General features: G+C 40.8%; 7 protein-coding genes and 1 tRNA gene. 4 read left to right on the top strand and 4 right to left on the bottom strand.

All coding sequences use genetic code 11. From position 1 onward, the window contains the following. Positions 1 to 77: 77 nt before the first annotated feature. Positions 78 to 164, bottom strand: a tRNA-Ser gene (locus I6J03_RS21560). Between the two features lie 124 nt (positions 165 to 288). Further along, positions 289 to 2418 (bottom strand): HD family phosphohydrolase, encoded by a 2130-nt coding sequence (locus I6J03_RS21555; RefSeq protein WP_201693984.1) that lies wholly within the window; start codon positions 2416 to 2418, stop codon positions 289 to 291. A gap of 162 nt (positions 2419 to 2580) precedes the next feature. On the opposite strand from I6J03_RS21555, the gene rpe reads away from it, so the two are divergent. The 3 genes from rpe to I6J03_RS21540 all read left to right on the top strand — a co-directional run bounded on the left by rpe (position 2581) and on the right by I6J03_RS21540 (position 6802). Next, positions 2581 to 3261 carry a ribulose-phosphate 3-epimerase gene (gene rpe / locus I6J03_RS21550; protein ID WP_003006245.1) on the top strand — a complete coding sequence of 227 codons (681 nt, stop codon included), beginning with the start codon at positions 2581 to 2583 and terminating at the stop codon, positions 3259 to 3261. A 325-nt stretch (positions 3262 to 3586) separates the two neighbouring features. Continuing rightward, complete coding sequence (locus tag I6J03_RS21545) at positions 3587 to 5854, top strand: aconitate hydratase (RefSeq protein ID WP_003006243.1); 2268 nt, start codon at positions 3587 to 3589, stop codon at positions 5852 to 5854. A gap of 63 nt (positions 5855 to 5917) precedes the next feature. Beyond that, positions 5918 to 6802, top strand: coding sequence for a hypothetical protein (locus tag I6J03_RS21540; protein WP_002994757.1), 885 nt, complete (start codon positions 5918 to 5920; stop codon positions 6800 to 6802). A gap of 64 nt (positions 6803 to 6866) precedes the next feature. Here the strand turns inward: I6J03_RS21540 and I6J03_RS21535 are convergent, their stop codons facing one another. Together I6J03_RS21535 and I6J03_RS21530 are read right to left on the bottom strand one after the other, a co-directional pair. Next, complete coding sequence (locus I6J03_RS21535; RefSeq protein WP_003006240.1) at positions 6867 to 7703, bottom strand: MBL fold metallo-hydrolase; 837 nt, start codon at positions 7701 to 7703, stop codon at positions 6867 to 6869. 87 nt (positions 7704 to 7790) lie between these two features. After that, positions 7791 to 10508 (bottom strand): hybrid sensor histidine kinase/response regulator transcription factor, encoded by a 2718-nt coding sequence (locus tag I6J03_RS21530; protein WP_201693981.1) that lies wholly within the window; start codon positions 10506 to 10508, stop codon positions 7791 to 7793. Between the two features lie 333 nt (positions 10509 to 10841). Between I6J03_RS21530 and I6J03_RS21525 the strand changes: the two genes are divergently transcribed. After that, complete coding sequence (locus tag I6J03_RS21525) at positions 10842 to 12176, top strand: sugar porter family MFS transporter (protein ID WP_039990004.1); 1335 nt, start codon at positions 10842 to 10844, stop codon at positions 12174 to 12176.

Genomic DNA, 12176 nt, shown 5'->3' with positions numbered 1-12176 from the left:
TAATTCTGTAAGATAAAAAAAGATTGAGTATACAAAAAAAGAGTCCAATTTGCATTGGACTCTTTTTTAATGTTGTGCGGAGAGGGCGGGATTCGAACCCGCGGTACCGTTTCCAGTACGACAGTTTAGCAAACTGTTCCTTTCGGCCACTCAGGCACCTCTCCGTGTTTCAACGATGCAAACATAACGCTAATATTTCATTCTGCAAAGCCTCTAAATGCTTTTTTTGAAAAAAAATAAAGAGCTTTTAAATAAACTTCTGAGGTTCAATTTGTTTCTAAAATATAATTAATCAGATTTTTTTTTGCTCAGATCGTAATCGATGCGTACATGGTAAATACTCTTCAACATGGACTTAAATATGCGTGCGGCTTCGGTAATATCTTTCATTGTAATATTACTGTCGATAAACTGGCGTTGTGCTACTTTATGATCGATAATTTTATCGACCAGGTCATTAATAGATTGTTCGGTATGCTCCTTCATACTGCGTGAAGCAGCTTCTACCGAATCGGCCATCATCAGCACAGCTGTTTCTTTCGAAAAGGGGATGGGTCCCGGATAACGAAACATGGATTCGTCTACCAGCTTGTCCGGATTATTCTTGAGAAACATATTATAAAAATAATCTACCCTCGTCGTACCATGATGTGTTTTGATAAAATCTACCACTACTTCAGGAAGCAGATTTTTACGTGCTATTTCGATTCCTTTGAGCACGTGTGATATAATGACCTGTGCGCTCTGCTCAGGAGTAAGTTCGTCATGGGGATTATGCCCTGAGATCTGATTTTCGATAAAATATTGCGGATTGATCATCTTACCCACATCATGGTATAAAGCGCCTGCTCTCACCATAAGCGGATTCCCGCCAATCTTATAAATAGCCGCTTCAGCCAGATTGGCTACCTGTAGTGAATGTTGGAAAGTTCCCGGAGCTTTCAGCGACAGTTCCCGCAATAACTTGGAATTACTGTTGGTCAGTTCCATCAGCGTAAGGTCTGAGACAATACCAAACAGGCGTTCAAAGGCGTATATCAGCGGATAGGCCAGCAAGGTAAGACCCACACTCACAATAAAAGGTGCGATTTCGCTCCAGTAGATATTGCTGAAGGATCCGTTACGGGTCAGGCCAAGGCCAATATAGGCAACCAGATAAGTGGCTAATATAATAAGACTGGAAATCAGAAATTGTTCACGTTTCACCAGGGTCTTGATGCTGTAAATGGATACCATTCCGGTCACAAACTGAAGAAACACGAATTCGTAACTGTTAGGCACAAATAAGGCTGCAATAAGCACCATCAGCAGGTGTATATTCAGGGCTACACGGGTATCAAATAAGATCCGTATGATGATCGGTACGCCACAGTACGGAATGTAGTAGAGACTTGGAATTTTGAGATTGACACACCAGGAAAGGACACCCAACATGGAGATAATAACGATAAATATAATGGTCAGCAACCTGTTGTTGTAGTATATATCCTTGCGGAAGAAATACAGGAACACCATCAGCAAGGTAATACAGAGGGAGATAATCATAAACTGGCCCAGAACTACATAATTCTGATTACCGCTGATTTTGGCTTCATCTTCATACACCTTACGCAGAGATTCCAGACGCTGGTAGGTTTCATTGTTGATGATTTTATCTTTCTCTGCTATCAATTCTCCTTTTTGGACTACCCCCCTTGTCGTCGAGATATTCGCCAGAGCTGTCTGTTCCATTTTATTGGTCAGATTCTCATTGAAAATATAATTGATCGTGATGTAATTTTTCAGGAGTTCCAGCAACCACTTTTTATGTGTGATCTTACCCATTCTGGATAGAGACAATTCGATATAATTATAGGCCGTCTCGATCGTGTAACTGTCTATGGTGTTTTTCTGCTGAGCGATATTGTCGCTGACGAGCGTAAAGTTGTATTGCTTGGCTGCATCAGAAGTATTGCCGCTGTCTCCATCTCTGTTTTGATAGCGGTTATTCAGGGATATGACTCCTTTAGCGTAAATACGGGCAAGCAGATCCGAACCGACAGCTCTGTAATCGGCCATATTATCTTTGAGCGAGTCCATCTGACCGGTCTGCCACTTTTCGGCCAGATCAGTATTGAACTGATCTATCTGCTCCTTGGCCGTGCTGACACTCAGATTATAAATAGGCTGTATGGTATGCAGGATATTTTTGCGATCGAGATTAAGCTCTTCCTGCGTCTTCAGAACTGCAAAATTATAAGGAGAGATCAGGTTGTCGTGATTCCATACTTTACCTTTTTCAAATTCATAACGGAATCGGGGTTGCTTAGGTAAAAATATGCAGATCAGTACAATAGTCAGCAAGACCATTCCATACTTGATCAATATTGCATTTTTCTCTGATTGTTCTCGTTGATATTTAATTTTTAATCTCGCCACAGGATGTCAATTTGCTTTATTTAGAAACAAATGTAATTAATATTTGAGTCTTTCGGAGATTCAGGTTTGGGTTTGTCTTCTAATATTCAGTTTTTTGATTAAAGATTCGGATATCCTGCAGACTTCCGTATCTTTGTGCGATATAATAAAATTATAGAATTAATGTCTCTTCAAAAACACCTTATTGCACCTTCGGTGCTTGCAGCAGATTTCGCCAAACTGTATGATGATATTCAAATGGTAAACAACAGTGAAGCAGATTGGTTTCACATTGATATCATGGATGGTGTATTCGTTCCCAATATTTCATTTGGATTTCCGGTTATGCAGGCTATTGCTAAACACGCAACAAAGCCATTGGATGTACATCTGATGATCGTTGATCCGGATCGTTACCTCAAAGTATGTAAAGATTCAGGTGCTGCTGTCATTACTGTTCATTATGAAGCATGTACGCATCTGCACAGAACGCTTGCTGCGATTAAGGAATTGGGATGTAAGGCCGGTGTGGCGCTAAATCCGCATACTCCTGTCTCTTTGTTGAAAGACGTTATTCACGATATTGATCTGGTCTGTCTGATGTCTGTAAATCCGGGATTTGGGGGACAGAAATTTATAGAACAGACTTACAATAAAATAAAAGAACTGCGTATGCTGGCAGCAGGAGTCAACGATAATCTGCTGATCGAAATAGATGGGGGAGTAGGGCATCAGAATATTGGTGCATTACTACGTGCAGGAGCTGATGTACTGGTTGCCGGAAGTTCGGTTTTTGCAGCTGAAAATCCGACGCAGACTATTGCCGATCTTAAAGCTGTTGATCCGCAATTGCAGCAGATATAAGCCTGCAACAGAAAAGATTAGTGAAAGAGCCTTTCTCCGGAAATGGCTCTTTTTTTATGAATGGAGGCAGCGTTAATGATTAATTACTTTGAAGTGATAAAATTGATTTCGACTGTGTTAAGGGTGTGTTTGTTGTAATGATTTGATAATAAACTCTTTGTGTTTTCATCCGGCATGCTTTAGAAATTGTTTAGAATTTTTCCAAATTAGGCTGAAGGGGCTTAAAAGTCATATTTGGCTATGAAATTTTGTATTTTTGTGCAAATTTTAAATAAAGCTTATTTCGGTAAGCATTTCTGTTGAAGTAAATTAAAATAATAAACAAATGGCTTTTGATATAGAAATGATTAAAAAGGTATACAGCCAATATGACGAGCGTATCACTGCGGCTCGTAAAGTGGTGAATAAACCTTTGACGTTATCTGAGAAAATTTTGTATGCTCACTTATGGGACGGTAATGCTTCTCAGGCATATGAACGCGGAAATTCTTACGTTGATTTTGCTCCGGATCGTGTTGCGATGCAGGATGCAACAGCTCAAATGGCCTTGTTGCAGTTTATGCAGGCGGGACGTCCTAAAGTAGCGGTACCTTCTACAGTACACTGTGATCACCTGATCCAGGCTAAAGAAGGCGCAGAAAAGGATTTGACCCGTGCAAAACAAGAAAGTTCGGAAGTTTTCAATTTCTTAAGTTCTGTATCAAATAAATATGGTATTGGTTTCTGGAAACCGGGTGCAGGTATCATCCACCAGGTTGTATTGGAGAACTATGCTTTTCCGGGTGGTATGATGATCGGTACAGACTCTCATACGGTAAATGCCGGAGGTCTGGGTATGATCGCTATTGGTGTCGGTGGTGCTGATGCATGTGATGTAATGGCCGGATTGCCATGGGAGCTTAAATTCCCAAAACTTATCGGTGTAAAATTAACAGGCAAACTTAGCGGATGGACATCTCCAAAAGATGTGATTCTGAAGGTAGCGGGTATCCTTACTGTAAAAGGTGGTACAGGCGCTATTGTAGAATATTTCGGTGAAGGTGCTACTTCTATGTCTTGTACAGGTAAAGGTACCATCTGTAATATGGGGGCTGAGATCGGCGCGACTACTTCTACTTTCGGTTACGATGAATCTATGGAGCGTTACTTACGTGCCACTGATCGTGCTGAGGTAGCTGATGCCGCAAATACAATTAAAGAACATCTTACAGCTGATGCGGAAGTATATGCAGATCCTGAAACTTATTTTGATCAGGTAATCGAAATCAATCTTTCTGAACTGGAGCCAAGTCTTAACGGTCCGTTCACTCCGGATTTGTATACCCCTATTTCACGTATGCGTGAAGAGGCTCAGAAAAACGGATGGCCTTTGACAGTAGAATGGGGACTGATCGGATCATGTACCAACTCTTCTTACGAAGATTTATCCAGAGCTGCTTCTATTGCTAAACAAGCCGTAGATAAAGGACTGGTTACAAAAGCTGAGTTCGGTATTAATCCGGGATCAGAGCAGGTGCGCTTTACAGCAGACCGTGATGGTTTGTTGCAGACGTTTGAAGAGTTGAATGCGACCATATTTACCAATGCCTGCGGTCCTTGTATCGGTATGTGGGATCGTGTAGGAGCTGACAAGCAAGAGAAAAATACAATTGTACACTCTTTCAACCGTAACTTTGCTAAACGTGCGGATGGTAATCCTAACACGTTTGCATTTGTAACATCTCCTGAAATGGTTGCGGCTATCGCAATCTCGGGTGATCTGGGCTTCAATCCGCTGACAGATACACTGACTAACAGTAAAGGTGAGCAGGTGAAACTGGATCCTCCTGTTGGGGATGAATTGCCAACTAAAGGATTTGCAGTAGATGATCCGGGATATCAGGCTCCGGCTGCTGATGGTTCATCAGTAGTAGTAGCTGTAAGTCCTGAATCTGATCGTCTTCAGTTACTGGAGCCATTCGCGGCATGGGAAGGCACAGATCTTAAAGGATTGAAACTGTTGATCAAAGCTAAAGGTAAATGTACAACTGACCATATCTCTATGGCGGGTCCATGGTTAAAATACCGTGGTCACCTGGACAATATCTCTAATAATATGCTGATCGGAGCTGTAAACTACTTCAATGAAAAAACAGACTCTGTTAAAAATCAGCTGACAGGCGCATATGGTCCGGTTCCGGCTACTCAACGTGATTATAAAGCTGCAGGTATAGGCTCTATCGTTGTAGGTGATGAAAACTATGGTGAAGGTTCTTCACGTGAACATGCTGCAATGGAACCTCGTCATCTGGGGGTACGTGCAGTACTGGTGAAATCTTTTGCACGTATTCATGAGACTAACCTGAAAAAACAAGGTATGTTGGGACTAACTTTTGCAAATAAAGAAGATTACGATAAAATCCGTGAAAACGATACTATCGATATCATCGGTCTGACTACATTCGCTCCAAATACTCCTTTGACATTGGTGCTTCACCATGAAGATGGTACGCAGGAAGAGATTCTGGCAAACCATACGTACAATGAACAACAGATCGGCTGGTTCAAAGCCGGCGGTGCATTGAACATCATTCGTCAAAATCAAGCAAGATAAATTAGTTTATTTGCTTATACTTTTACAGCCTGGTACTTTTGTGCCAGGTTTTTTATTATAACAATGAGAAAAATATTATTGTCGTTAACTGCCGCTGCATTATGCTTGTCATCGGTATCTGCCCAGGAAATGGGAGATAGAAATTCAGAAATAGGTAAAAGCATTTTTAAAACAAAATATTCAAGGACAGAAAGTAATAAAGGAAAGATATTCGTTCATTGGGGGTATAACTTTTCTTCCTATGCCAAGTCTGATATTACGTTCAAAGGACCCGGATACAACTTTACACTACACGATGTAAAGGCCGGAGACCGACCGACGAAACTTTCGATGACTTATCTGGATCCGGGACGTCTGACTATTCCTCAGTTTAATTTTCATTTTGGTTATTTTATAAAGGATAACTATTCTCTTTCTTTGGGATGGGATCATATGAAATATGTAGTGGATATTCCGCAAAGAGTTAAAATTTCAGGTTTTATTGATCCTGAAATCTCTTCACCGGGTATTCCTACGGGAGATAAAGCCGGTAGTTACAACGGTGAGATGATCACTGTAGACTCCAGTATGTTAACTTTTGAACATACGGATGGTTATAACTTTGCTGCTCTGGGACTGGAACGCTACGATGATATAATTGTCAACAGACAGGGCAAACAGGTGCTGACAATGGAATCTGGGGTAGAGGCCGGTTTGCTTATTCCCCGTTCAGATGTACATCTTTTCGGTGAAGGCGCTAATCATTTCTGGAATATTGCCGGATACGGTGGAGCTGCAAAGGTTGGATTGCAGTATCGTTTTTACAAAGGTCTGTATCTGCAAGGTAGTTTTAAAACTGGCTATACGGAGTTGACGAATATCCGCACTACAGGAAGGAGAGGAGTAGATAAAGCACAGCAAGGCATCTGGTTCTTCGAAAATTATTGGGTTCTGGGATTCCGGTTCTAGGAACAATCCTAAAGGATCAAAGGCAGAAGATATTCCGGAAAGTATCTTCTGCCTTTTTTTGTTTTTAAATATCCGAAAGACGGAAGGTATCTTTCAATCGTATTCCTTTCTCAGTATGCTGCAGTGTACAGCATTCATTCACAGGATCGTGTTCCAGAAACAGAATATATTCCTGATCAGCAATCTCTTCCCAGTAACTTTTGCGCTCTTGCATTGTTGTGAGCGGGCGTACATCATAACTCATCACATAGGGAATAGGTATATGACCTACAGAGGGGAGAAGATCGGCCATGTACAGGATTGTTTTTCCTTTGTACCGTATCTGCGGCAGCATCATAGCTTCTGTATGTCCGTTGGCTATGCGGATGTCTATGTGTTCTGTAAGCGCTTGTCCTTCTTCGATAAATTTCAGCTGTCCGCTCGCCTGTATGGGAAGTATATTTTCAGCCAGAAAAGACGCTTTTTCCCGTGGATTCGGATCAACTGTAGCCCAGTTCCAGTGCTTTTCATTGCTCCAGTACGTTGCATTTGCAAAGGAGGGGATCAGCTTATCTCCGTCCCTGGTGATGGCACCTCCGCAATGATCAAAATGGAGGTGTGTAAGAAATACATCTGTGATATCCTGTCTGTTGTACCCGTGTCTGGCTAATGACTTGTCCAGTGTATCATCTCCATGCAGATCGTAGTGACCAAAGAACTTCGCATCCTGTTTGTCTCCTAATCCTGTATCGACCAGTATTAATCTGGATCCGTCTTCTATCAGTAAGAGACGGGTAGCCCAGGTACATAAGTTCTTTTCATCTGCAGGATTTGTACGTTGCCAAAGGGATTTTGGAACGACGCCGAACATGGCGCCACCATCAAGTTTAAAAAAACCGGTATCAATCGTGTGTAGTTGCATATGCTAAATTTAGCATAAATGATTTAATGCATCAAATAAAACAGATAGTATGTACCTATCTATATTATACTACATGATAGTCTGCTTTTACTTAATTTTTTCTCTCTTGAAATTGGTAGGAGTCATTCCGAAACGTTTCTTAAAAGTCGATGTAAAATAGGCTGAAGATGAAAAACCCACCTTTTCAGCAATTTCATTAATGTTAAATCCTTCGAGGATGAGATGTTTGGCTTTTTTGAGTCTTCTTTGCAAGAGATATTCGTTGATGCTGCATTGAAGCAGAGTCTTCACCTTTCGATAGAGTTGTACTCGAGACATATTGAGTTCTGTACTGATATCTTCTACACTTAACTTTGCGTTGGATAGACGAGTCTCTACAATTGCCGAAAGATTATTCAGGAAGCGTTTGTCCTGTTCTGAATGATTGCGGTCAGCAAACTCAGCCGCAATTTCGATTTCGCTGATATATCGTTCCTTTAGTTCTCTACGGAGATAGAGTAGGTTTTCGATTACCGCCTTTATATGATCAGCACTGAATGGCTTTGTCAAATAGGCATCTGCCATGGCCTTGAGTCCTGCAATCTTGCCTTCATCCGAATCTATGGCTGTGAGGAGTACGATAGGGATATGTGAGGTCTGTGCATCAAACTTAAGACGGTTTAATATATCTATTCCGCTTTTGTATGGAAGCATTACGTCACATACAATCAAATCAGGAAGTTTATTGATAGCTAACTGTACAGCACGATCATAGTTATCTGCTGTATAGATGTTATACTCAGACTTTAAGAGTTCTTTTAGAAATAGCCTAATGTCAGCGTGATCGTCTATCAGAAGTATGCTAGGCAGTTTGCCTGAAATGAAACTGACTTCCTCCTCAATAAATCTGGGGTTATCATTGTCAATGAGCAAAGTCTGATTACTCATTGAAGCTGCAGGTATAGCCGCTTGTCGACGTTCGGCATCTTTGAGATGTGCATGACCTATTGGCAGACGTATTGTAAAGCAGGAGCCTTCATTGACTTTACTGCTTACAGTAATCAGGCCATGGTGAAGGGTGACGATCTCTTGTACATAGGAAAGTCCTATTCCTGATCCATTAGGACTATACCCAACCTGATAAAAAGGATCAAATACATGATCCAGATGCTCAGGACTAATGCCGCGACCATTGTCTATGATACGTAAATACACATGATCTCCAAAAGTATTGCGTTCTAGAATGATATCAATCTTTCCATTTTTTTCAGTAAACTTAAAGGCATTTGACAATAAATTGGACATCACTTGCTCCATTAGATATTCGTCAAACCAAAGTTCTTTGATTTGGGCTCTGTTAGTATAAGAAAGTGATATTCTGTGTTTGGTAGAAAGCGGTTTAAAGGAGGTGATTATCTGGTGCATAAAGTGGTCTACTTTTACGGAAGCAGACTGTAATTTAATTTTGGATTTGGATATCTTGTGAATATCAATCAATTCGCTTACAAGTTTGAGTAGTTTGTGTGCACTTCGCTGGATGCGCTGAAGTTGCTCTTTATTGTCTTTAGAGATCCCTTTTTCTTTTAATAGCTCGTCTACGGGAGCCAGGATCAAAGTCAGTGGTGTCTTGAACTCGTGCGATACATTAGTAAAAAAATTACTGCGTGCTTCAGATGACTCTTTGACCTGTAAGCTCATCTCAATGAGTTGCTGTTGTTGTTGTAAAATTTCTGTATTCTGGCTTTCCAGATGTTTATTTTTGTTCCAGTTGCTCTTAATAACAATGACGGATAATCCTCCAAATACAACAGCTAAGACGAGGCTGATAATCACAACATTAAGAATGGTCTTTTGATCATTGTAGATCTTGCTCTGTTCACTCATCAATACTTGCTGTCGATCAATATCAGCCTGTTGAAGCTCAATTTTCTCAGATTGTAATGCCATGAGATTTGCATTGCTGCTATCAATGACCAGTGTGCCTAACAGATTGTCACGCTGGTAGGGTCTCTTTAGAAGTATAGCCATGGCTGTGCGTATTGCTTCAGCCCCACCAGTAGGGTAGAGCATAGATGCCTGCAGATTTCCCTTCGTAATCTGCTCCAAACCATTGCCCGGACCGGGAAGGGCATCTACACCAATAATAGTTTTTTTATGTGCTTTATTTTGTTGCTGTAAGCTCTCCCGTAATCCTAATGCCATCTGGTCGTTAAAGGCAAAGATAAGATCATTTCTTTCCAGCTCTTCAATATGAGTACGTGCTATGGCTTGTGCTTTTTCTCTATCCCATTGCCCTTCTAATACAGTACTGATCTTTATGCGAGGAAAATCTCTCAGGGATTCCCTTAATCCTTTCTCCCGTTCCATAGAAGCTGAAGTGCCTTTTAGTCCGGTTATTAGAGCTATGTTGCCTTTGCCATTAAGTATGTTGCCTATATATTTACCTGCCAAATTACCAATAGCTACGTTGTCTGCTCCTACATAAGCATTATATAAGTTGGAGGAAGTCTTTCGATCGGTGACGATGACCGGAATATTGTGTTGGTAAATGGAATTGACAATAGGAGTGAGCGGATCGGCCTCATTGGGCGATACGATCAGTAAGTCTATATCTTGCTTTAAGAAGGACTCTATTTGTTTAATCTGTTGTTGGCTGTTACCTTGTGCATCGGAATACAAAAATGTTACTTCCGGATGAAAACTAAGTTCACGCTTCATTTCCTGTAGCATGGTTTGTCTCCAGGAATCCGACCCAATACATTGAGAGAATGCAATTGTATACTTTCGCTTACTCTCTTGTCGCTGGCAGGAGATGTATAATAACATGGACAGGATGAACAGGTATATTAAACTTTTAGGCATGACTGATTTGTGATAAACGAAGGGCAATATACATTTTTTTGCTTTTTGACAATTAATGTCATATACTTAGTGTTAAAAATACCCTATTAAATTCAAATGCAAAAATGAATCAGAAATGAAATTTTTTGTTCAATAATCACGAACTCATTCTTTTATAATAAATTTTAATTTACTTATAATCAGTTAGTTGAAGTTGTTTTCTGCTGTGTAACAAATTTTATTCATTTTGTTATGAATTTTTATACACATGACCTTGCTGCCCATCTAAATTTGTTACTAATCAATTATAAAAGTAATATGAACAAAAACATGGTTTTGGCCTGGTCATTTGTAGTGGCCTTGGGTGGTTTTTTATTTGGATTTGATACAGCAGTCATTTCAGGTGCAGAAAAGGCCGTACAGGTATTTTGGAATCTGACTGAATTCGAGCATGGACTCACGATGGCCATTGCTTTGATTGGCACGGTAGTGGGAGCTGCTTTAGGGGCTTTACCTTCCGATAGATTTGGCCGAAAAAATACTTTGTTTGCTGTTGCACTTCTATACTTTTTCTCTGCCCTTGGTACTGCAATAGCTCAGGATTGGTCTCTGTTTATGATATTTCGTTTCCTTGGAGGAATTGGGGTAGGAGTATCTTCTGTCACCGCCCCTATATACATCACAGAGATATCTCCTGCCAGATCAAGGGGCAAGCTGGTTGGGTTGTTCCAATTCAATGTGGTACTCGGTATTGTGATCGCCTATCTATCCAACTATCTCATTGGTCAATGGGGTGAAGAATCATGGCGGTGGATGCTGGGAATACAGGCTTTTCCTGCTGCATTATTCTTTATCCTGATATTCTTCATTCCCGAGAGTCCGAGGTGGCTATTGTTACATAGTGACAAGCGCGAAGAGGCTGAATCTATTATGAAAAAAATAAACGCAGATAATTATGAAGAAGAGGTTCTGCGTATTCTCGACAACCGCCAGGCCACTCAGCTGTCAGGACAAGACACTGCATCTTTGTTTTCCAGACACTATCGTAAACCTTTGATGCTAGCCATATTATTTGCCGTATTCAATCAGGTGTCGGGCATTAATGCTATTATATATTACGCTCCTCGGATATTTGAAATGTCAGGTCTTGGAGCACAAAGTTCGCTGCTCTCCACAGTGGGAATAGGACTTGTCAATTTCATATTCACCTTATTGGCTATAAACTTTATCGACCGCATAGGTCGGCGCAAGCTGATGCTGGTCGGCTCTGTAGGACTGATCTTAGCTTTGGGATTGGTATCATTCGCTTTTTTTTCAGGGCATACGGAAGGGCTTTCCATTACTTTTTATCTGATGCTGTATATCGCATTTTTTGCCTTCTCACAGGGGGCAGTCATTTGGGTGTTTATTTCCGAGATATTTCCTAATGAGGTTCGGGCAAAGGGGCAGACTATAGGGAGCCTTACTCATTGGGTAATGGCAGCTTTGATTACATTTTGTTTTCCAGCTTTGACAGAGTTTTTGGGCGGAGGATATACCTTTCTCATTTTTGCAGGCTTTATGGTCTTGCAATTGGTATTTGTGCTCCGCATGATGCCTGAAACCAAAGGAACATCTTTAGAAAATATGGATCAGACCATTAATTTACATTGA

Origin of the sequence: Sphingobacterium spiritivorum (assembly GCF_016724845.1) — a bacterium.
Classification (GTDB): domain Bacteria; phylum Bacteroidota; class Bacteroidia; order Sphingobacteriales; family Sphingobacteriaceae; genus Sphingobacterium; species Sphingobacterium spiritivorum_A.
Note: the sequence above shows the minus strand (reverse complement) of the source record. Positions and strands in the feature narration are given on the sequence as shown.

Coding starts and splice junctions, on each gene's coding strand:
- rpe (WP_003006245.1), top strand. CDS start 2,581: ATGTCTCTTCAAAAACACCTTATTGCACCTTCGGTGCTTGCAGCAGAT.
- I6J03_RS21545 (WP_003006243.1), top strand. CDS start 3,587: ATGGCTTTTGATATAGAAATGATTAAAAAGGTATACAGCCAATATGAC.
- I6J03_RS21540 (WP_002994757.1), top strand. CDS start 5,918: ATGAGAAAAATATTATTGTCGTTAACTGCCGCTGCATTATGCTTGTCA.
- I6J03_RS21535 (WP_003006240.1), bottom strand. CDS start 7,703: ATGCAACTACACACGATTGATACCGGTTTTTTTAAACTTGATGGTGGC.
- I6J03_RS21530 (WP_201693981.1), bottom strand. CDS start 10,508: ATGTTATTATACATCTCCTGCCAGCGACAAGAGAGTAAGCGAAAGTAT.
- I6J03_RS21525 (WP_039990004.1), top strand. CDS start 10,842: ATGAACAAAAACATGGTTTTGGCCTGGTCATTTGTAGTGGCCTTGGGT.